Source organism: Microvirga sp. GN3 (genome assembly GCF_055792825.1).
Window position 1 is genome coordinate 89,470 of the sequence record NZ_JBVVAK010000009.1, and the last position, 21,496, is coordinate 110,965.

23 protein-coding genes are annotated in these 21,496 nt (G+C 59.6%); 20 read left to right on the forward strand and 3 right to left on the reverse strand.

Annotated features, from left to right (window positions below):
• Positions 1–9 precede the first annotated feature (9 nt).
• The 12 genes from ACS5Q1_RS07105 (at position 10) to ACS5Q1_RS07160 (ending at position 10,741) form a co-directional block, all read left to right on the forward strand.
• On the forward strand, positions 10–321 hold the full coding sequence (locus tag ACS5Q1_RS07105; protein WP_473097502.1) for a hypothetical protein: 312 nt from the start codon (positions 10–12) through the stop codon (positions 319–321).
• Positions 322–402: 81 nt separating this feature from the next.
• A complete protein-coding gene (locus ACS5Q1_RS07110) occupies positions 403–627 on the forward strand; it encodes a hypothetical protein (RefSeq protein ID WP_473097503.1) in 225 nt (74 codons plus the stop codon).
• A gap of 1 nt (position 628) precedes the next feature.
• Positions 629–928 carry a hypothetical protein gene (locus tag ACS5Q1_RS07115; protein WP_473097504.1) on the forward strand — a complete coding sequence of 100 codons (300 nt, stop codon included), beginning with the start codon at positions 629–631 and terminating at the stop codon, positions 926–928.
• Positions 925–2,049 (forward strand): hypothetical protein, encoded by a 1,125-nt coding sequence (locus tag ACS5Q1_RS07120; RefSeq protein ID WP_473097505.1) that lies wholly within the window; start codon positions 925–927, stop codon positions 2,047–2,049. Before ACS5Q1_RS07115 ends, ACS5Q1_RS07120 begins: the two co-directional genes overlap by 4 nt.
• Before the next feature lie 9 nt (positions 2,050–2,058).
• Positions 2,059–5,547 (forward strand): hypothetical protein, encoded by a 3,489-nt coding sequence (locus tag ACS5Q1_RS07125; RefSeq protein WP_473097506.1) that lies wholly within the window; start codon positions 2,059–2,061, stop codon positions 5,545–5,547.
• A 26-nt stretch (positions 5,548–5,573) separates the two neighbouring features.
• Positions 5,574–6,092: a hypothetical protein gene (locus tag ACS5Q1_RS07130; RefSeq protein ID WP_473097507.1), complete on the forward strand. Its 519-nt coding sequence runs from the start codon at positions 5,574–5,576 to the stop codon at positions 6,090–6,092.
• A complete protein-coding gene (locus tag ACS5Q1_RS07135) occupies positions 6,089–6,478 on the forward strand; it encodes a hypothetical protein (protein ID WP_473097508.1) in 390 nt (129 codons plus the stop codon). Before ACS5Q1_RS07130 ends, ACS5Q1_RS07135 begins: the two co-directional genes overlap by 4 nt.
• Before the next feature lie 147 nt (positions 6,479–6,625).
• A complete protein-coding gene (locus tag ACS5Q1_RS07140) occupies positions 6,626–6,961 on the forward strand; it encodes a hypothetical protein (protein ID WP_473097509.1) in 336 nt (111 codons plus the stop codon).
• Complete coding sequence (locus ACS5Q1_RS07145) at positions 6,962–9,316, forward strand: hypothetical protein (protein WP_473097510.1); 2,355 nt, start codon at positions 6,962–6,964, stop codon at positions 9,314–9,316.
• A 201-nt stretch (positions 9,317–9,517) separates the two neighbouring features.
• Positions 9,518–9,982, forward strand: a complete 465-nt coding sequence (locus ACS5Q1_RS07150; protein WP_473097511.1) for a DUF5681 domain-containing protein — start codon at positions 9,518–9,520, stop codon at positions 9,980–9,982.
• A gap of 274 nt (positions 9,983–10,256) precedes the next feature.
• Positions 10,257–10,538 (forward strand): hypothetical protein, encoded by a 282-nt coding sequence (locus tag ACS5Q1_RS07155; protein WP_473097512.1) that lies wholly within the window; start codon positions 10,257–10,259, stop codon positions 10,536–10,538.
• Entirely contained in the window at positions 10,535–10,741 is a 207-nt protein-coding gene (locus ACS5Q1_RS07160) for a hypothetical protein (RefSeq protein ID WP_473097513.1), read from the forward strand. The genes ACS5Q1_RS07155 and ACS5Q1_RS07160 overlap by 4 nt, the downstream gene beginning before the upstream one ends.
• Positions 10,742–11,179: 438 nt before the next feature.
• On the opposite strand, the gene ACS5Q1_RS07165 is transcribed toward ACS5Q1_RS07160, so the two are convergent.
• Positions 11,180–11,881 (reverse strand): calcium-binding protein, encoded by a 702-nt coding sequence (locus ACS5Q1_RS07165; RefSeq protein WP_473097514.1) that lies wholly within the window; start codon positions 11,879–11,881, stop codon positions 11,180–11,182.
• Between the two features lie 165 nt (positions 11,882–12,046).
• Between ACS5Q1_RS07165 and ACS5Q1_RS07170 the strand changes: the two genes are divergently transcribed.
• Together ACS5Q1_RS07170 and ACS5Q1_RS07175 are read left to right on the forward strand one after the other, a co-directional pair.
• On the forward strand, positions 12,047–12,346 hold the full coding sequence (locus ACS5Q1_RS07170) for a hypothetical protein (RefSeq protein ID WP_473097515.1): 300 nt from the start codon (positions 12,047–12,049) through the stop codon (positions 12,344–12,346).
• Between the two features lie 56 nt (positions 12,347–12,402).
• Positions 12,403–12,561 (forward strand): hypothetical protein, encoded by a 159-nt coding sequence (locus tag ACS5Q1_RS07175; RefSeq protein WP_473097516.1) that lies wholly within the window; start codon positions 12,403–12,405, stop codon positions 12,559–12,561.
• Between the two features lie 22 nt (positions 12,562–12,583).
• Here the strand turns inward: ACS5Q1_RS07175 and ACS5Q1_RS07180 are convergent, their stop codons facing one another.
• Both ACS5Q1_RS07180 and ACS5Q1_RS07185 read right to left on the reverse strand, forming a co-directional pair.
• Positions 12,584–12,787, reverse strand: a complete 204-nt coding sequence (locus ACS5Q1_RS07180) for a hypothetical protein (RefSeq protein WP_473097517.1) — start codon at positions 12,785–12,787, stop codon at positions 12,584–12,586.
• Positions 12,788–13,416: 629 nt separating this feature from the next.
• Positions 13,417–13,641 carry a hypothetical protein gene (locus ACS5Q1_RS07185; protein WP_473097518.1) on the reverse strand — a complete coding sequence of 75 codons (225 nt, stop codon included), beginning with the start codon at positions 13,639–13,641 and terminating at the stop codon, positions 13,417–13,419.
• A gap of 251 nt (positions 13,642–13,892) precedes the next feature.
• Here ACS5Q1_RS07185 and ACS5Q1_RS07190 point away from each other — a divergent pair, with 251 nt between their 5' ends.
• From ACS5Q1_RS07190 to ACS5Q1_RS07215, 6 genes are all read left to right on the forward strand, one after another.
• Positions 13,893–15,041: a calcium-binding protein gene (locus tag ACS5Q1_RS07190; RefSeq protein ID WP_473097519.1), complete on the forward strand. Its 1,149-nt coding sequence runs from the start codon at positions 13,893–13,895 to the stop codon at positions 15,039–15,041.
• A 1,632-nt stretch (positions 15,042–16,673) separates the two neighbouring features.
• Positions 16,674–16,898 (forward strand): helix-turn-helix transcriptional regulator, encoded by a 225-nt coding sequence (locus tag ACS5Q1_RS07195; RefSeq protein ID WP_473097520.1) that lies wholly within the window; start codon positions 16,674–16,676, stop codon positions 16,896–16,898.
• Positions 16,899–17,224: 326 nt separating this feature from the next.
• Positions 17,225–17,722 carry a cupin domain-containing protein gene (locus tag ACS5Q1_RS07200; protein ID WP_473097521.1) on the forward strand — a complete coding sequence of 166 codons (498 nt, stop codon included), beginning with the start codon at positions 17,225–17,227 and terminating at the stop codon, positions 17,720–17,722.
• A gap of 123 nt (positions 17,723–17,845) precedes the next feature.
• On the forward strand, positions 17,846–19,327 hold the full coding sequence (locus tag ACS5Q1_RS07205; protein WP_473097522.1) for a carboxypeptidase M32: 1,482 nt from the start codon (positions 17,846–17,848) through the stop codon (positions 19,325–19,327).
• Positions 19,328–19,395: 68 nt separating this feature from the next.
• Positions 19,396–20,136 carry a phosphodiester glycosidase family protein gene (locus tag ACS5Q1_RS07210; protein ID WP_473097523.1) on the forward strand — a complete coding sequence of 247 codons (741 nt, stop codon included), beginning with the start codon at positions 19,396–19,398 and terminating at the stop codon, positions 20,134–20,136.
• Between the two features lie 69 nt (positions 20,137–20,205).
• Positions 20,206–21,279, forward strand: coding sequence for a synaptic vesicle VAT-1 family membrane protein (locus ACS5Q1_RS07215; RefSeq protein WP_473097524.1), 1,074 nt, complete (start codon positions 20,206–20,208; stop codon positions 21,277–21,279).
• The last annotated feature ends 217 nt before the right edge of the window (positions 21,280–21,496 follow it).

Genomic DNA, 21,496 nt, shown 5'->3' on the forward strand with positions numbered 1-21,496 from the left:
GTAGCGCCAATGATGATGAGCGAACGGCAGATCCTGAAGCCGTGGAACGTAAAAGAGGCTATCCCGCTCAAGCAAGCTGGCGAGATTGCCGGGCGCTGTGCCGAGACCATGCGTATGTGGGCTGAGGATGGCATTGGCCGCAAGATTGCAGGCGGACGCTGGGCCATATCTCACCCAGCGCTTCTGATGCGGCTTGAGGGCAATGTATCTGCTCTGAAAGCATACTGGAAGGGCGACAGAACGAGCCCTGAAGTAAAGCACTATTTCGAGATGGCAGGCGTCCCGATAATCTCCTCCTCGGCGCAAGCACAAGCTAAATAGAACAAGCTCCAAATACTCCAAGAAACTCCATTCTGTTGTGTGCCTCCACCGTTTACAATTCGTGAAACGGTGGAGATTTCTATGCTGAATAGTGCAGAAAAAGAAAGTACACAGAACGAGGCACAATACCCTGATGCGATCCGCTTCCGTATGCCACGTGGATTACGGGCTGTTGTGAAGCAAGCCGCACAGGCGGAGAGCGTCCCCGCCTCGGAGTTCATTCGCCGCGCCATCGGTGAGCGGGTAGAGCGTCTGTCTGCCGACAGGTACAAGCATAGTGCCCTCGCCTACGTGGTTGGGGCCTAACATGCTGGCGAACTTATCCCAGGAGCAGCGCGAGGAACTCGGCGCCTTCTATCAGGCCGCATACAGCAGCCCCAAGGCTGTGGCTTTGCGTGAAGAATTCCGGCCGCTCATTCGTGAGCAGATGCAGCAAGCCCATGAAAAGCTCGGGTTCGTAATTGCATCATTCGAGCTTCATAGCGGCTGTGCTGAATTCGCTGAGACTTGGTTCCAGCAGCACACCGACCACATGGCCGAGGCGCTTGAGCTGATCAAGCAGCTCATGACGCGCACCATCGAAATTCTCCAGGAGGATGCGCAATGAGTGCCGGCATTCTCGGAGGAGGAATTCTCGCAAGCGACGTGCCGCAGGGCACAGGCATTCTCGGGGGCTTCGATCAGTTCGCACGGGACAACCAAGCGGCCATGTTGATGGCTGCCGGAGCCTTGATGGATGGACAGGGCTTTGGCGGCGCGGCCCGAGGCTTTGCACAGGGCATGCAGCAGGATGAATACACGCGGCGGCTCCAGCAGGCTGAGGCTGAGAAGGAACAGAAGCGGGTTCAATACCAGCAACTCGCCCAGAAGCTCGGGCGCCCTGAGCTGGCCGGCATGCCGGAGGTGCTGAACTCCCTGGCCCTGGACCGCTACAAGTCTCGTGAACCCACAGAATGGGATCGCCTGACGCAAGGCCTTTCTCCTGAAGAGTTGAACCAGGCCAAGCGGTACAAGCTCGGGCTCGAAACAAAGCCGGCGAGCACTGACGACATCCGCGAGTATGAATACGCGAAGCAGGGAGGCTATCAGGGCACGTTCCCGCAGTTCCTCCAGACCAAGCGGGGAGGCGCGACTAATGCCCCGTCTGGCTATGCCTATGGCCCTGACGGCAAGCTGGCTCCAATCCCTGGCGGCCCGCAAGATCCTGACCGGGATATTAACGAGCCTTTGCCGGGTGAACTGGCGGCGCGTTTCGGTCTCGCTAATCAGTACTTCAAGCGGTTCGACGGGATCGAGAAAGACCTTACGTCGAAAGACCCGAAGGCGGTTGGTCCGATTGATAGTTGGGGCTTCGGTCAGAGCGGCGCCATCCAACGAGATATGAAGCTTGGTTCAGAGGCCATGGTCCGCATGCTGACCGGTGCCGGCATGAACAAGGAAGAGGCCGAAAACGAGGTTAAGCAGTACCTCCCTGGCCCTTATGACGGCCCGGCAACTGTTCTCGACAAGCAGAAGCGTCTGCGGGCGGCTCTCCGCGATATGCAGCGTGAAGCCCTCCAGGGCCGTCGCTCCAGGCGTCAGATTGAAGCCGAGTATCCAGCGTTCCCGGTGGAGCCCTACAGCCCGAATGTGCGGAAGGGGCCGATTGGTCATAACCGGGCGACCACGGGGGCACAGGCAGCCACACAGGGACAGACCCGCTCGGGCGTCACCTGGTCGGCACGGTGAGGTAGCGACATGGCAACTCTCACCATCGGCAACCGGGACGTGGAAGTCAGCGATGACTTCCTGAAGCTCTCGCCGGAGCAGCAGAACGCAACCGTTGAGGAAATCGCGCAGTCGCTCGGGATTACGGGCGGCGGATCTGCTGCACCTGAAGAGCCGGAGCTGACAGCAGGCCGTGCGGCAGGTCTTGCGGGTCGAACGGGCGTCCAGGCAATCCCCGGTGCCATCGCAGGCCTGCCGGCGCTCGCCTATGACGGGACCATTGGCTTTCTGGAGAACATGACGCGTCAGGCCTACAACGCCGGCGCCCGTGCTCTCGGAGCCGAGGAAGTTCCGTACCGCGATCCCTTCAAGATGACCAATGCCGTCACTTCTCTTGGAGAGGCTGGGGCTGATGCTCTTGGCCTTCCCAAGCCGGAGACGGAAGGCGAACGCATTGCGGTTTCAGGCGGACAGACGGCCCTTGAGGCTCTCTCCGGTGCTGGCCTCGCCAAAGTCGGCGCAAAGGCCACGGAGGGAGCTACGCGACGGATTCTGACGGAGCTGGCCGAGGCTCCTATCACTCAAAGCGTGATTGGCGGCCTTGCGGGTACTGGCGCACAGACGGCAGCCGAAAACGACATCAACCCGCTGATTGGCACGGGTGCGGGCTTGGCTCTCGGCATCACCGGGGCCGCTGTCCCCGCTCTGGCGCGGCAAGGCTATCGATCCGCGACCGAAGCCCTAGACAAGGCTCTCCTGCGGTCTCCTGAAGCACAGGAGGCGGCGGCACGGGCTCGGATTTATGGCGCGGCGTCGAACCCTGATGCAGCCTGGCGTGAACTCGATGAAGGCGCGGGGGCTGAACTCGTCCCTGGATCGAAGCCGACCACATTCCAGGCTACGGGTGACATGGGCCTCGGCTCCCTTGAGAGGGAGATGCAGACCAATAACCCGGAGGTGTTCGCCCAACGTCGTGCGGAGCAGAATTCCGCCCGTGTCGAGCATCTGCGCTCCGTCCAGGGTGAAGGCAATGCGGAGGAGATTGTCTCCTTCCTGAAGCAGCAGCTCAAAGACATCGATGATGTCACATCGGGATATGAAGCCCGTGCCCGCTCTGCGGCTGAAGAGGCCACAGATGGTGTCCGTCCTGGCGAGGATGCTGACGGCATCGGGAATTCCATCCGCAGCACCATGAGAGACGCAGAGGACGAAGCCCGCAAGCGGGAAACGGCCCTGTGGAAAGCGGTCGATCCTGACGGCTCCCTGACGGTCCCCACGCAGGGCGCCCGTGAGGCTGCGCACCGTGTCTATGGAAACATGACCCGGGCGGCTGAAATCGGCCTCACGCCGGAAGAGAAAAGCATTCGGGAACTCATTGCGGCTTACAGGCCCGTTGAGGCATTCCGCGAACTCAATGACCTTGCGTCCCAGATCAAAGCGGCGATGCGGGCGGAGCTGAACTCGCCTGGACGTGGACGGACCCCTGCCTATGGCCGGCTGGTTCAATTGAACGACGCCCTTCGCTCTGCTATCACGAAGTCAGCGGCGGAACGGATTTCTTCTGATCCTGTTGCTCTAGGCGCAGTGTCTCGGTGGGCTGATGAATTTGACGCTAGAACAGCGAGTGGCTCAACTGGAAGAGAGGTTGGCCAAGTTCGATCCGTACAAGCGGGAAGAGTTCCTGGCTTGGGCGGAGCGGAGAGCTCGCAGCGAGGCCAATCTGGAAGCAATGCGCGAACTCAAGGCGTACAAGGCCAAGCGGGACGCGGAAAGGCGCTCTCCCTTACCCAATTCATAGCCAGGAACGGCGGCCTCCCGCTCGATGCTGAAAGCACCGCACGGGATTGGGGCAACGTGTCTGTCGGCCGCTTCGGCAAGCTGGCACGTCCTGAAGGTCGATCGATTGACGGATACTGGCGCAATAAGCTGATTGATGCCGGCTATCTGCCTCCTGATGCCGATGGCTACGCAAGCCGCGACATCACGAAAGAGCTCTTTGACCTCATTGAGCAGGAGCGGGCGGGCCGCAAGACCTATACGGCTGCGGACGAAATGCGGGGCGCTGGCGCTTCGGATCTCGACGGCCGAGAGGCTGAATTTCAATCCGCCTCGAAACTCCTTCGGGAGGAGCTGCAAAGCGTCGGCATTGCTCCGGAGGAGATGAGCCCTCGCGCCTTCAACGACGCGGTTGAGCGCCTGGCAAGTGGTGAAGAAAGGGACGCTGTGACGGCCTATGAACGGGCTGTGATGGCGCTCGATGATGACGGGCCTGTGCGGGCGACCTATGCCCCGCGCGAGGGTGCCTCTGCCGGATCCATCCTCGATGGCTACAGGGACGACCCGCAGGCCGGTGCTCGCTATGACGCGGCGACCAAGGCCACGCGGGAGCGTATCGGCACCTATAACAAGGGCTATGCCGGGCAGATCCTGCGCAAGGAAGGCGACAGGGACACGTTCCGCATGGGTCCGGGCTCTGTGACCAAGAACGCCTTCATGCCCGGCGCTACGGGCGGGGAGCGTATCAAGGCGCTGGTTAAGGCAGGTGCCAAGCACTCCGACATTGCAGAGGCTGCGGCTCTCTCCCTGTCCAAGCACATCAAGGACGGTGTTCTCGATCCGAAGGGCTTCCAGCGGTGGCGGCAGCAGTATGATGCAGCCTTGCGGGAACTGCCCCAGGACGTGCGGGCACGGTTCGCTAGTGCCTCTCTGGCCTCCGAAACCCTCAACCGTGTGGCGGCGCTCCGCAAGTCGAAGCTCGATGCCTTCAACAAGTCGGTTCTTGGCAAGCTGGCCAAGGTCGATCCGGCTGACCTGCCGAAGGAGATTGCCGGCATTCTGAATGGCCGGGATGCTGCCGCGAAGATGCGGACCCTTTCACAGGCCGCCAAGAGCAACCCTGCGGCTCGGGATGGACTCAAGCGGGCCGTGGCTGAGTACATCGAAGCCAAGTTCATCTCCAACAAGGAGGTTGCGGCCTCCGGAGAGAACGGGATCAAGGCCGATGCATTCGCCTCCTTCGTGAAGGACAAGGCTGGGGCGCTTCGCCAGGTGTTCAGTGGCGAGGACCTGCTACGGATGCAGGCCATTGCCGATGACATCAAGCGGGCTGAACGCTCGCTCCAGGCTATCAAGATCCCGGGGAACTCCAACTCTCCCCAGGACATCGGCGCGGCTTTCGACAAGCACGCTGAAAAGGCAGGCAAGCAAAGCCTGTTCTCTCAGATCCTCGTGGCTGCGGGTGGCGGTGCCCTCATTGGTGACTTTACGGGCGCTGCGGCTGGTGCTGCCGGCGCTGGCGTGAAGCATGTCCTTGGCTCCATGCGGGCGGCCGGGATGAAGAAGGTTGATGACCTGGTGCTTGAGATGATGCTCGATCCGCAACTTGCGAAAGCGGCCCTGATGAAGGCGCCGATTTCCAGCAAGGGCTCGCAGCAGCTTCTCAGGCAAAACCTTGAGCGGATCGGTAAGAGTGCCGCCACAGGTACGGCTTACGCAGCCCCCTCCTGGAACAATCAGTAATTTCAGTAACGTAAAGGATTTCGATAATGCCAATTTCTAACTGGTCGACCACTCCAAGTGCGAACGGCATCGCTGATGCAGCCAGTGGCGTTAGCTGGCCTGAGGGCATGGCTCCGGGTCAGATCAATGACTCGGCTCGCGCGATGATGGCGGTAATCAAGGGCGATTGGGACACCAACAACCTAGGGGATCTGTCTACAGCATGGACCTCTGCGTCAACGGGGGCTTCGTCCAGTAGCGGTGCGCTGGGGTCGGCCACGGGCACCCGGCGACATAAGAAAATCGGGCGCCTAGTCTTCATCGAGATCGACCTGACCGTCAGCTCTGTGGGAACAGCAACAGGGAGCATCATCGTGAACCTGCCGTTTGCTGCTGCGGCAGATTTCACGCTCGTCGGTCGTGACCGTGGCATGACGGGCAAGGCGCTCACTGGGCAAATAAGTTCGGGCGCGACCACGGTCGGTATCTTCAATTACGACAATACATTCCCTGCTGTGAACGGCAGCCGTCTCATTATGACCGGCATCTATGAGGCCAATTCATGAGCTATACCTACCTTCTGGATTTTGATGGCAACCAGCGGGATGACCTTGTGTTGCGTTCGGATGGTGTGTTCGTCCTCACGAGTGGCGATGACCTCGATGCGATGGCCTTCCGCGAATGGCTTGCGGCAGGCAATAGCCCCGCTCCTGCCGTGCCTGCCCCTAGGGTCGGCCGCACCTACAAGGCCGACATCTGGCGCAAAGCAACGGATGAAGAGGCGGAAATCATTGACGCTCAAATCAATGCGCAACCGATCAAGCTCCGCAACCTGTTCCGCGACTGCGACCACCTCAGCCACGCAGACCCGTACTTCATTCAGTTGAAGGCGGGATTTGTGGCTGCCTTTGGTTGGGCCAGAGCTGACGACCTTCTGGCTCCGAGCAAGTAGGTGGATCAATGAACGGCAAGTCCCCCAAGCTCCAATCAAAGGCGGACAGCTTTGTCCGGTCTCTGGGTCATCTTCTCTTGATGAAGGTCGATCCGGAGGCCGCAAGGCGTCTTAATCTGCCGGGAATATCCTTGAAGGAAATAACCCATGACACGCCTAGCCGCTCTCATCCTAGCAATTCTGGCGCTGGGGAGTCCCGTCATGGCGCGTGATACCAACTACCAACCCGAGCAGGCACCACTCCATGGGGAGAAATCCCCCATGGATGTCCTTCAGGAAACCGAACGTGGACGGGATCTGAAGAACATCGTCGACATGACCCTTGCGGGGGACAAAGAGGGTGCGGAGAAGGCCTATGAGGCCTACCGCAAGAAGTACAATCCGCCTCCGATGGGGTCTTACCCTGGAGCACAGGAACAGGCGCGTCCCCGCACTCAGCAGGAATTCGGCACTCCGATGACGCTGCCTCCGGAGGCGCGATAGATGCCTAATCCGCTTTCCGCATACGGTGTGAGCGATACCGACTACGCAATGACCATCGGCATGACCATGGGCGAGGCCATGCATGAAGGCCTCGTTGGCATGGGCATTATCGCCGCTACAGCCCTCAACCGTGCACAGAACCCCAGCGCGTACCTTGCCCGCTCGGCAGCCCTTGGCGACGTCTTCGCGGCTCCCTTCAGCGCGGGGACGATGATTGACGCCACTCGGCAAGGACGGTCTCTGCCTGGCGCTGGTCGCCAGTTCAGTCCGACCTTCAACAGCAACATCCGGGGCGCTTCGACAGCAGGCCATCAGAACTTCAAGGCTGGCCTCGAGGCGGCTCTTGCGGCCGCATACGATCCATCCCTGTCTCCTTCTCTTGGCATTCGTCAGGAAGGATACATGCGAGCTCAGAAGGCCGTTGAAGTGGCCGTCAAAGCCCGCGACATGGGGATTGATATTGGCTTGGGCGTTGAGCACTTCTCCGCCCCCGGCTTCGAGCGTCAGGCAGGTGTTGGGCGCAATCGATCGAGCTTCGGAGGCCATAGCCTTTCCCCGACAGGCGGATGGCCTGCGGGTGTGAAATCTCCGACTGAAAAGGAGTTCGCGTCTCGGTTCGCCGCGGCTGCCGCTCTCACAGGCGTCGACATCCCTGACGATATGGTTTCCGACATCACGGCGCACGTGAACCGCGGGGACATCATGGCCGCTGCCTCCGTCGTGCAGCGTGAGGCTCAAGACTACCTGTCGAAGGAGCTTGAACAGGATGTGATGCCGGGTCTGAACTACAGTGACCTGGTGCAGAGGACGGGGCTTGAGGCCATTGACGTTCCCGACGTCACAGAACAACTCGGGATTGGTCCTATAGGGCCAACAGGGTTCGCGGATAACTTCGGCATCACGCCGGATGACGGGGTTAGCTCTTTCGCGGCTGATCCGATTGGGGTGGTGGAATTTGGCGGCTACCTCGATCCGGTGGGGCCGAGCCCGCTGGATGGTCCGACAGACTTCACGGGTCCAGGCTCCCTTGCTCCTGCCGGGGCATTCAGCAATCAATCCCTTGGGCCGTCGCAAGGCTTCACCTCACCTGATGCCGCCTCCCTGTTCGACGGTGTACCCATGGGCTCGCCCCAAGCCTTCGAGCAAGGATGGACGCCGGGTTTCGAGGGCTTCAACGCTCCTGGCTTGATTGACCAAGCGTCCTTTGATGCGCGCTTCAACGGCGCCATTCCGGAACGTGCCATTGAGACAGGCTATCCGGAGACGGATCTAGGCATCACCTCGCCCGGCGCTCTCGGGATGGGTGAAACCTTCGGGATCGAGGCGGATGCATGGGGGCCTGGGACGGGCTTCTCGGCCGGCGTGGATGCTGGACCTTGGGGAAATACCCCCGATTTCTCGGCTCCATCTCTTGAGGCCCGCAATGCAATGGACCGGGCCCAAGGTGTAGTCGAAGGTTTCAACGGTAACTCGTGGAACTCCTCGGATCTGAACCAGGCTGCGATTGCTGACCGGGTAATGACGGAGCTGGCACCCAAGGCGCCGGAAACACCACAGGCTCCGATTGCTCCGGCACCGGTGGCGAGTGCATCTCCTTCGTTCGACATGCAGGCCATGTATGCGGACGATATGGCGGATAAGTTGGGCGTGTCTGGGCTCTCTACCCCGTCTGTCTCGACACAGACAGCCAAGGCCTCGCCTAACACGTCCACAAGACCGGCAACACAAGGCCCCGCTCCTACAGTGGCCGGTCCTGTTTCGCGTTCTTACAACTCGTCTGTCTCATTGCCGGAAACGGCGCCCTTACCTCCCACTCGGCCGCAGGAACAGAGCCTGTTCTCTGGCCTATCGTCGTTCGACCTTCCATCATTCGACCTGCCGGATATGTCTATCCGCGGCTTTGGCTCTGCTCTCGGCGTCATGGACCCGATTGAAAAGACATCCTTCATGGATGCGATGGCCAACCCTGAAATCGCGAAGGGTTGGAGTCCTGGCCTCTTTGATGGCTGGACAGGGAAGGCACTTACTGGTGCTGCATTGGGTGGCCTGACGGGCGGGCCTATCGGTGCCGTGATGGGTGGCGTCTGGGGTGCTGCTGATCCATTCGGCCGGATCACTGACAGGCTCGGAAATGCCTTCGGCGGGTGGATCGATGGCCGCGGCTTTGATCTGGGCTTCGGGCCTGCCGCCTCTTGGGATACGTGGGACCCGTCAACTTATGGCTTCGGTCCTGGCTACAACAGCAGGGGCGAACGCTCGCACACGGGACAGCGCAGCGAAGGCGCTACGGTTGGCGATGGCTCCTATTCGGAGCGGTCGGGCGAGAACCCGAATTCTCCGCAAGGAATCCTCTGATGAGCACAACGGCTATGGAAGTACCCGCGAACGTGAAAACGGCGCCACGGGCCGCCGCATCGCATTTCTTGGGGGATCTGGACAAGCAGGCAAGGCTCACTGTCGAGGGGCGTGGTCATGATGGCCATGTCTCCGACATCGAGACCGTACTTTGTACGCGGTGGGCCTTGATGATGGAGACACGAAACGAGGAGAAGCCGCATGGACACTGAGACCATGGCAGAGGCTAAGACCTCCCGAAAAAACGAGAAGAAAACGAGGGGCGGACGCTTGTTCGGTCCCGGTAATCCTGGGCGTCCTAAAGGCTCCCGGAACAAGACGACGCTGGCCCTGGAAGCCCTCTTGGATGGTGAGGCAGAGGCTATCACGCGGAAGGCTGTCGAGATGGCACTTGCAGGGGACGGCGCGGCGCTCCGGATGGTGATGGATCGCATCCTGCCGCCTCGTAAGGATCGACCCGTGTTGTTCACCCTCCCGAAGCTGGAGACGGCTGGAGATGCGGTGAAGGCGACGGCAGCACTAGCGGAAGCGGTGGCCAACGGAGACATCACCCCCGGAGAGGCCGGCGAACTGTCGAAGCTCGTGGACGGGTTCACGAAGGCTGTGGAACTGCACGAGATCCAACAACGTCTTGAGAAGCTGGAAGCAGCACAGGGGGCGAAATGAGCAGAGCCATCATGCGACGCCTAGAGAAGCTGGAGGATGCAAGCAATCCGATCCTTGAGCGCATGCACATAATCTACGCCAGGGACACGGCGGACTTTGAGGCCCAGCGAGCGGATCTGATTGCCGCTGGGATAGCTCGGAAGTCAGACACCTTCGTGGATTGGAACCATGGGCGGCCTGCTGATGAGCATGAGGCTGCTGAGCCCGAGTCCTTTCCTGTCACACAGACCCATGAGGAATGGGTGGACATCCTCGCACGCCCGGAGTGTCAACAATGAAGCGAACGACACTCAGTCGCCTGGCGAAGCTGGAGGCCTCCGTCTCCTACCGTGACGGCGTGGTGCATGTCATCCCGGCGCACACAGACGAGGAATTCGAGGAGAAGCATGTGGCCTTCCTCGAGGAGTATGGCGCTCACCCCGGGGACATCTTCGTGCAGGTCCACAAGTTCACCCAGGCGGAGCCCTTCACCACAAGCAAGACGATATCGGATTTGCTGGCCCATGTCGCCATGAACGGGCGCCGGGTCCATGACCATAGAAGGATTCCCCGATGAACCGCAGCACACTTCGACGCCTCGAGGCCCTGGAGCAGAAGGCTCCGCAGGATACAGGCAAGTGGCATACCATCCTCGTGGCCAGTGACGAGGAAGAGGAAGAGAAGACCGCGGAACTGAAAGCCTCCCCGAAGTGGGTCGAAGGCGACAACCTGATGGTCATTCGGCTAGTGGGGGTTGAAGTTCCCGAGGTGGCGCAATGAGCCGAGGGACGCTAGCCCGCCTTCGCAAGCTAGAGGTGAAGGCCCGTCTGGGTAGCTCCATTCAGAACCTGACGGATGGGCAGTTATTCGGAGCCTATCGGGATCTGATTGAACGCGGTGGGGGAGATGACGTCTTCTCCGCCTTCCTTGAGGCAGAGGGAGAAGAGCAATTGGCCCGGACTGTCCTGACGCTATCCGCATATCAGACCGCTTCCGAGTTCATCGCTGTTGGGTGCTGATGGCCAAGCAGCGTTCTCTCCCTCTCTTCCCTTCACGTGGCAAACTCCGGGCATGTCGAGAGCCCAAGGCTCCAACCCCGAAGGAGTTCGTCCTTCATCGATCAATTGCCGATTCCCTATTCGCCAAACGACGTTGTCGATCCACCGTCAATCCTTATCCTACTTCTGGAACGGCGGTGACACCTCTGCGACCTGCCCGCTACGCCAAGTAGATGCTTTCGATGGCGTCGTAGCCGAACTCGCCCGGCTGGCCATTGCCCACCAGTGTGACGCCGAACTCGAAGTCGCCATTGCCATCCTGATCCGCCAGCAGATAGCCGGTGTCCGCCTGCTCGTTGGCAAGGTAGACGTAGGTCAGACCACTGTTTGCATAGGTCTGGTTCGCCTCCTGGGCTGCGGCATCCATCGACGCCGCCGTGGTGCCGGCCGAGCCGTAATTGTCAGCGGTTCCGTCAACCTCAAGACGGATCTTGTCGGTGCCGTACTGGAAATCGAGGATTTGATCCGCGCCCGTCGTGGTCGCTGGGCTCTCGGCCGCAGCATCCCACCAGTAGGCGAAATGGTCCTGGCCTTCGCCGCCGGTGAGCTGATCCGCGCCAAGGCCTCCTTCCAAGTTATCGTTGCCGGCCCCACCGTTCAAACGGTCATCGCCCTCATTGCCAGAGAGGACGTCATGGCCGCCTTCGCCCCAGAGGCTGTCCTTGCCCTCACCGCCCCACAACCAGTCTCTGTCCTCACTGCCTCGGATCACTGTGTCCGGGCCGTCGCGTTCCGTGTTCAGATCAGGGGAGTATGGGGTGCTGCCGTCATCGCCCGAGGGGCCGTCAGTCCCCCCAGAGGTGTCGGGGCTTTCGCGTTCCGTGTTTAGGTCGTTTGAAAAGGGTCTGCTGCCGAACGACATGGTCATCTCCTCCAGGCGTGAGCCGGCTTCTGGTTTGCGAGGACGATGCCAGATGTGAGGCCGAACTTCTGTGACGCAGTTCACACCTTCTCGCACCGGTACTCCTTGCATGTAATTTGCCGCCAGTTGTCAGACCTGCCCGACCGCTAGGATGAAGGAGAACCCGTGAAGCCCCAAGAACGCGACGAACTCGCCAAGCACCAGAAGCTGGAGGCGATCAACGCCGAACTGGAGCAGCACAAGAGAATGGCTCGTATCGCGCTGCTCTTTGTCGTCGTCCTGAATGTCGTGATCCTCGCCTTTGGCCTACCAATTCCTCGGCCGCGACTAAGGCTGGACAGTCTTCACGGTCACACTCCAGGAGTAACCTTTACCCTTACCTGCGAGCGTTCGCCCATCCTGATTGGCGGTGGACCCGCTTCCCGGCTGGAGAGAAGCGAGACCCGCGCACGGCTGTGCAACTGAAGGCCATGGGATTGCAATGAGGCTGGCCTGACTTCCTTCTCGGCGCTCCGGGAGGCTTGCTGTACGCCCTGGAGCTGAAGCGCCAGGGTGAGACCATAGCTGAGGAACAGGAATCCTTTGCGGCCTGGTGCCGGGAGCAAGGAATTCCCTTCGTGTGTACGGATGACCTGCGGGAGGCGATTGTCACCCTCTCAGGCTGGGGTGCCCTGCGGTAATTGTTAGCAGGAGGCTGAGGTCCTATTGGGTGGTCCGGAGTTCGCCGCTGATTTCCGCAGGCGTGATTACGACAGTCGCTGCAATCCCGGTTTGGCTGGCATCGGCCGCTAATGCGAGAGCGGCCAAGCGAGCCTCTTCCTCGGTAGAGTACACATAGAGAGTTCGCCCCTGGTGTGATACCGACCAAAGGCCTTCGCCGTCATGTGTGACCAAAAATCGTTCCATGCCACTGGCTCCCCCTAGGACCGATAGTCAGCTTAATTGCTGGCTTTCGCACCCGCAGCAAACCAAAGGGGGTAGGTGGCCATTAGGAAGTCTGAGTCCTCACAGATCAAAGCTTCTCTCCCCATTACTACGGGTTTTTATAACGAGTGCACGTGGCTTTGAATCGTTTGCTCAGAGTGTGAGGGGTGGCCTCATGTGCACCCTAGACATTTTATTCAAACATCAACGCACTCGTTTCGAGGCCGAGGGCAAACGATTCATGCAGCGCAGAATTCAATACGGCGAGCGTTGGCAGGGATTGGGTGTCTTGACCGTGGGAAGGCACCCTGGAGCAGGAAACCCCGTCAGCGGCCTCCTAATGCGATTTCCTCCGGACTCTACATCCATGGGGAGATAGCCAATGATTGTCGTTTTGAGCAACAGCTCGAACCTGTTGCGGAGGCAAAGAAGCCAATGGCAACAGTCCCGTTAAGAATACCTTCGAGGTGCCGTAGGAAAGGTGGGTCTTCATCGTTCAGCCTGCTAAAGGGTGATAGTGAAGACTATTTCCGTCCCTAGCCCAGGACAGTGCGCTTGGTCACACATACTTGGGGCAAAGCCTGGGTCGTCAACCGGATGCCCGGGCTCTACTATGCGGATTGGAATGCTCGGCGTGCTCTCTCGCGGATCTCGTCCAGTTCGTCTTGCAGGGAATTGATCTGCCCTTCCAGCTCCTCGAGGGAGTTGCACTCCGGCGTGATGAACAGGCGCCCGTCCTCGCCCCGGACATATCGCAGAAGGGCAACCCTGATAGATGCTGGGTTGTCGGGTGTGCCGGGCTGAACGTCCAACTCAAAGGCGCCGAAGACATGCATGAATGGGTCTCCTATCCGTTGGCGGCTGATTATAGGGCGCGACTCCTGCGTTGATGGAACGCCAGGGCGATTTCCGGAACTAGAGTCTGGTCGAGAATACAAAATTCGTATGCTTCCCAACGCTAAGCAATAATTGCTCAACGTGTAGCGGTTATAGATAGCTAGCTGTGAGACAGTATAACTATCGTGTCGGCTCAATTGTTGTATATGTCAAAATACAAGCCTGAACTGGCTTGATTGTGGGGAGAAGTATGGCGGTTTTCCAGATATCTAACCTTGCTGGGCAAGGCATTGACATGCGCTATGCCGCATTCGGTTTATCCTACCAAGGCGAGTCAACATTTCCTGTTGATGACCAATACGACCCTATTTCGGGCTATGGCACTGCAACATTCGGTGTCAGCAACAACCCGGTAGTTGATCAGTACGACATTCACTACCAACAACTCGGAGTCGACTGGTTTCGGGTCGATGAAATCCGTGCCGGTAAGTTCGGGGTTAACGTATTCCAGGCGTCTTACCTCGACCTTGTGGGAACAAGCTCCGCCGTCATCAGTCTCAACGTCAGCTATGATGAGATAACAAAAGCGAGTGATCAGTTTTACGGGAACGACTACACAGATCATATCTTCGCAGGCACAGGGGACGACGCAATCTTTGGCTACGGCGGCGACGATGACATCGCTGGCGCGAGCGGGAATGACTACATTGACGGCGGCTGGGGCACAGACACTGCGAGTTTCTTCGGGAACAGCGGCAACTATGTGTTTGCTCTCAACCCAGACGGTAGCATCCAGGTCACCGACCTAACTGGATTCATGGGGTCTGACACTGTTGTCAATGTCGAGTGGTTTTCGTTCTCCAATGGAATTCTTAGCTTGAATGACCTTTTCCCGGTCACGCCTCCGCCCCCACCCCCAACACCCGATGAGACCTATGCGGGCGCTGACACCCTAAACGGGACATCGGGGAGCAACACACTCAAGGGCTATGGCGGCAACGACAAGCTCTATGGGCAGGGTGGCAACGATTTCCTTTATGGCGGAGCCGGGAATGACACCCTCTACGGCGGTAAGGGGAAGGACGCGTTTGTGTTCGACACGAAGGCGAACAGCCGCACGAACAAGGATGCCATCAAAGATTTCAAGGTCGTTGACGATACCGTTCGTTTGGACAACGCGGTGTTCACGAAGGCTGGCGCGAACGGCACCCTCAAGTCATCGGCGTTCTGGACGAACAACACGGGCAAAGCGCACGACAAGAACGACCGGGTTATCTACGACAAGGATAGTGGCGTTCTCTACTACGATGCTGATGGATCCGGGAAAGGTGCAGCAGTGGCTTTTGCGACCATCTCAAAGAACCTTGGAATGACGAACAAGGACTTCTACGTCATCTAAGCGCCGGAATCGTTCCTTAACCTTAGCCGTTCTATGCACGAGCCACGGGCGCGTTGCGTATCAGCCCAAGGCGGTGCACTCAGTCATCACAGCGCCCTAGCCGAGGAATAGCCCCTCCCCGGCTGGGGCGTTTTTCTTTGGATCTCCTTGTCTAGGGAACCGGGTACTGTGTTGGAGCTTCCCTTGGGGTAACTCTGCACGGAGTGCGAGATGGCCGGAACATCAAAGCCCGAAGATCCGAAACCGGATGACCCTGAGTTGCCGGCTCCATTGCCTGAGCTTCCGGAGCTTGACCCCGTTCCGGAAGATGGCACTCCATCGGATCATGGGGAGCCCTCGCCCGACGATGTGCCCTATGTTCCGCCTCCAGGAACTCAATGAGGGAATTACCTGACATGTCTGATATTCCGTACCCAGCTACGCCGCAGCCGGACATTCCTGTGCCTCCGCTGCCTGACATACCGATGCCAGTCCCAGAGGTAGAGCCTGATCCTGGCGAGGAGCCAGACCTGCCGCCCGAGCCCTCCGAGCCGCCAGGGGGAAGACGTTCCGACGGCCCGACTAGCGCAGCCTCATCCCCGCCCGCGTCAGCGGTAGGAGGGATGTAGTGGAGCGCTGTTGACTGTTAGTGAACCTGCCCGGGGCGGAACAGGATCTTCCAGGGGTAGAGCAGGATTTTGCTCAGCATAGTGCGATGGTCCTGTTCGGCTTCCCAGGTCCACCTGGACTGCACCACAATTAACTCACTCCAGCGTTTGCACGACGTGAGTTCGTCAATGGCTCGTGCGTCCCTCTGCCAACAATGAGCTAGAAATTCAACGATATCCCGTTGGTACTCATGTTCGGTCGACCAGCCGATCGCTGTTTCGATGCCTCTAGTTCCCACGGGCGAGCTTGCGTTGCTACTTGCTACATTCCTCTTAGGGCGGCTGACTGGCTCCACGAGCATTTCGGCCTCCAATAATTCAGAGCAACAGATATTATTTTATGCCAGAACTCCCCTTTCGATTAAGATATTGGCGGCTAGTCCAAAGCAACTAGGTTAGGCGAACGAGGATTAATCCTCTTGGGCACAAGAAGGCACGCAGCATAAGCTGGTGGTTTTTCTTTCTGAATGTTCACAGCCGTATTCCCGCCGCGTCAGCGGAAGGCGGCGTGTGACGAGCGTTTGGCTACTGGGAGAGTAAAGCCCCACCGCCTCATCGCTCGAGCAAGCGCTTCAAGGGCCGTTCCGACCGAGAACTCATCAGGTATTCTCAGCCCTCTCTTGGCTCTCGCTTGATCTCCTTCCGCCGACATAGGCGAACGCTCCTGATGTAGAGCTATGTAAAGCCGGCTATCGTTTGCCTGCCTGGAGATGCGGTGGCTCCGACTGGTGATCGGGACCAGGCTGGGAGAGGCCGGAGATCGTGCCATTTCCGGCCTCTCCTTTCTCACGAAAACGCTCCCTCGCCAGTGGGGGATCTGGGAGGGAGCGTAGTCTCCGAGGGAGAGAAAGTTGCCAGGCGGAACTTCCGGCAACAGGCGGGATCTTCGGGCTTGAATGCGGCGGATTTTAGCGGCGACCCAAACTGTCAAGAGAGTGACCCACTCGATCAAGCACGGGTGCTTTGATTAGGCTAGACCGATGCGATGGGAAAGCTACTCACCGATGAGATGCGGCGCATGCTTCGGGTCGAGCTCATCCGGGATCCCTGTACGGCTGACACGGTCGCCAGCCGCTACGCGGTATCCCGCCGGACCCTGCACCGGCATCTGAAAGCCGAAGGCCACACGTTCCGGCAGGTGGCCAGCGAGGTCCGCTGCGAGATCGCCTGTACGCTGCTCGCCAAATCGGACTTGTCGCTCCTAAGGTGAGCACTCCGACCTGCTATGTCAACTTGGTAAACATCGGAAACTAGGGAAAGGTTCGATCGTAGCCTGTATGCTGTTTCGCGGGTTCGTGGAGGAGGCGCCTGTCTTGTTGCCTATCTTACTCGGCAAGTTTACGAGATAACATTTCGCATAAAGCTTTGTTTTGACAAGAAGTCTGTGGCGAGACGGACCCCACGTCGCCTGATGGAGCATGTGACTGGCGAGCCGTACAGCGGCACACGGAAGGCTTGCGCTCACCTCTTCACTCCTGGTCTCCATGCTCATAATCTTCAGTAAGGACACACGCCAAAACCGTGGCGGAGAGTGCCATGACAGACCACAGCCATGACAACGCCCATGATCAGCACGAGCACTGGAAGAATCATGGCGTCCAAGTGATAAAAGGCGACCGCCTCGATCCGAACACGGCCCAGACTCCGGGCATGTTTCGGCAGGCCGCGATCAATCATGCGCGGGTGGGCGCACAGAAGATCTGGGCGGGCACGGTTTCGATCCAGCCGAATGCTAAGACCGGAGTGCACCACCACGGTGAGCTGGAAAGCGTCATCTACGTGGTGCGGGGCAAGGCTCGCATGCGCTGGGGCGAACGGCTGGAATTCGTCGCGGAGGCCGGACCAGGAGATTTCATCTATGTGCCGCCCTTCGTGCCCCATCAGGAGATCAACGCTAGTCCCGACGAGTCTCTCGAATGCGTCCTGGTGCGCAGTGACAACGAAGCCGTCGTGGTGAACATCACCGATGTGGACCCGGTCGAACGGCCGGAGGAGGTCTACTGGGTCGATCCGATCCACAAGCAGCCGGAATAGGCGCGGAACAGCGCCTCAGAGACAGGCTCAAATGCAGCCGGTGCTTTCAGCCGTGCCGGCTGAGGATTTACTCCACCCACACAGCAGCCCGCGAGATCAACCCGAAACGGAATTCACGCCCCCATGCAAGCCTACAAGACGCTGGAAGAACGCTTTGCCCGCATCAGCTCGATCGAGGATGCGATCGGCATTCTGCAATGGGATGCCGAAACCCTGATGCCGGACGGAGCTGCTGACGGTCGCTCGGATCAGCTTGCGACCCTCAAGGGCATTGCCCACGAGCTCCTCTCCGCACTCGACACGGGCGACCTCCTGGATCAGGCGGATCAGGACAGCGACTGTCTCGACGAGTGGCAGCGCGCTAACCTGCGTGAGATGCGGCGCATCTACCTCCATGCCGCCGCGGTTCCGGCGGACCTCGTCGAGGCCAGCTCCAGAGCCGTCTCCCGGGCGGAGCTGGTGTGGCGCGAGGCCCGGCAGAACGGCGACTTCACCCTGCTCCTGCCGCACCTGTCGCAGGTGCTCGCCTTCCAGCAGCAAATCGGCCAGGCCAAGGGCGAGGCGTTGGGGCTGTCCCCTTACGACGCCCTCCTTGACAGCTACGACCCTGGTCTTCGCCAAGCTGCCATTGACCCCCTCTTTGCCGAACTCGGTGCCGAGTTGCCGGCCCTGATCCAGGAGGCACAGGAGCGCCAGAAGGGGCTTCCTGCCATCCAGCCGCTCGACGGCCCCTTCCCTGTCGATGATCAAAGACGCATCGGCGAGCGGTTGATGAAGGCCGCCGGGTTCGATTTTAGCCGGGGGCGGCTCGATGTGAGCCTGCATCCGTTCTGCGGCGGATCCACGGGCGATGTCCGGATCACCACCCGCTACAGCGAGGCCAACTTCATGGGCGCACTTCACGAGACCGGGCACGCGCTCTATGAGCAGGGCCGCCCGGAGACGTGGCGCCGTCAGCCGGTCGGGCTTGCGCGCGGCATGAGCTTGCATGAGAGCCAGTCCCTGCTCATCGAGATGCAGGCCTGCCGGAGCTGGGAGTTCGTCACCGATCTCGCTCCGCTCGTGCGGGAGACTTTCCAGGGAGAGGGCCCGGCCTGGAGTCCGGAGAATCTCCATCGCATCCTGACCAAGGTGGAGCCGGGCTTCATCCGCGTGGATGCGGACGAGATCACCTATCCGGCTCACATCCTGGTCCGGTACACGCTCGAGAAGGCGCTGATTGCCGGCGACCTCCAGATCCAGGATCTACCTTCCGTCTTCAACGACGAGGTCAGAAGACTCCTTGGTCTCACGGTGCCCAACGACAGCCTGGGCTGCCTGCAGGACATCCACTGGCCCGGCGGGGCATGGGGCTACTTCCCGACCTACACGCTTGGCGCCATGACGGCGGCCCAACTTTTCAGGGCGGCGTGTCAGACCGATGCGGAGATCCTTCCGGGTTTGGCGAAGGGCGATTTCACGCCGCTTCGGACCTGGCTGCGCTCCAACGTTCATGGGAAGGGAAGCCTGATGAGCACCGATCAGCTTCTGGTTGCCGCAACCGGGCGTCCGCTCACTGCAGAGATCTTCCGCGCTCACCTGCGGGAACGGTATCTCGGATGCTGAAAGGACCTCGGCAGCAAATGATATCGATCAGACTCACTCCGGGTCGGTCGCTTTCCTGGACGGCCATCATGTTGGTTGCAATCCTCGGTTCGGTTGGACTGCTGACCGGACGAGCGGCGGCTCAGCCTGATGGAGAACCATGTCGGCCAATCCAATATGCCGACAGCACCTTCGTGATCTGCACGGCGGATCTCCGAAAATACGAGGTGAGGCTGTTCTGGCGCGGGCCGGACGGGAATGTGCTGGGCTCATTCGATCGGCTGAAAGAGACACCGGAGGGTTCACGCGTCGCTTTCGCGATGAACGCCGGCATGTACCGTGAGGATCGCTCGCCCGTGGGACTTTACGTCGAGGATGGAAAGGAGCTGAAGGCGGCCAACACAAGGAGCGGTCCCGGAAACTTCCATCTCAAACCGAACGGCATCTTCTATGTCAAAGGCCGTCAGGCAGGCGTCCTCGAGACAGGCGCTTTTCTGAAGCAGAATATCAGGCCAGATTTTGCCACCCAATCGGGTCCGATGCTCGTCATCAACGGGCAAATCCACCCTCAGTTTTCAGAACAAAGTACTTCGCGCAAGATCCGAAATGGCATTGGTGTGAGAGGCCAAGGCACGGTCGTGTTCGCGATTTCGGAAGATCCGGTCACGTTCAGCACCTTCGCTCGCTTGTTCCGGGATGAGTTGGACTGTGACAATGCTCTGTTCCTGGACGGAAGTGTCTCCAGCCTCTATGCCCCCTCATTGGAGCGGATGGGCTCGCTCATGCCCATAGGACCAATCGTCGGAGCCTTGCGCCGACACACAAGATAAATGGCTCCAGGGGCAGCACAGGAACTCCAGGCCGAAACTGTAGGCGGAACGATGATGCCGTCAGAACCCATGTACAAAGTGGTCATTCACAAGGCTGGCGGTTACGAGCAGCTTCGGCTCGAAAGTCATCCAGTGCCGAAACCTGGCGATCGGCAGGTTCTGATCCGCACCGAGGCAGTGGGGGTGAACTACGCCGACATCTGTGTGCGGTGGGGCGTGTACGAGTCGGCGCGCCGATTTGTGGGCTGGCCGATCACGCCCGGCTTCGAATACTCAGGTTGGGTGGAAGAGGTTGGCCATGAGGTCGAGCATGTGAAGCCCGGCGACCCGGTGTTTGGCGTCACTCTCTTCAACGGGTATTCCACGCATGTGTGTGCCCCGGCAGACCTGGTGTGGCCTAAGCCTCAGGCTCTGGATTTCGAGGCAGCCGCCGGTTTCCTGGCCGTATACCTGACTGCATATCATGGGCTGTTGCAGAACGTGGTGATCCGGCCCGGCATGAGGGTGCTTGTGCATTCGGCTGGCGGCGGAGTGGGTTCGGCGCTCATACAACTGTGCAAGTTGCACAATCTGCACGTAACCGGCGTAGTGGGAGGAAGTCACAAGGTCGAATATGTGCGACAGCTTGGCGCAAACGCCGTGATCGACAAATCCACTCAGCCGCTCTGGCTGGAAGCCAAGCGCCTCTGCCCTGACGGATACGACTTGGTCTTTGATGCAAACGGCCCTGAAACCCTGGCGCAAAGCTATGCGCATCTGAAGCCCACGGGGAAGCTATTGGTTTATGGCTTTCATACTTTGCTGCCCAAACAGGGTGGGCGCTTCAACTACCTCAAGGCCGTCCTTGGAATGCTGCGGATGCCGCGCTTCAATCCACTGGTGATGACAAGCGAGAACAAAGGCGTGGTGGCGTTCAACTTGTCATTTCTCTTTGGCCGCACCGACCTGCTGCACACTGCTGTGAATGATCTCACCGCCTGGATAGAAGCAGGGAGCATTCAAGCGCCAAAGGTACGTTCTTTTATCTTGAACGATGTGGCTCAAGCGCATCGAACTCTGGAGGCGGGCGAGACCACGGGCAAGTTGGTGTTGCGAACAGCGTCACCCTCGGGACGGACCTCCGCCCCGACCCATCGGAGTTGAACCAGTCGAGCAGACCTTCGCCAAGCTGAAACAGCTTCTGCGCAAGGCTGCTATCTGCGCTCGCAACATACTCCGGAACGTGATCAATAGCGAAGCCAGTACCTCTATGCTGTGAGCGCAGGCGATCCTAGAGAGCGGCGCCATACAAACATCTCGAGATAGTATAAGCATGGACCATGCCGCTGCTCGCCTACACCCACTCAGGAGAACCTCTTGT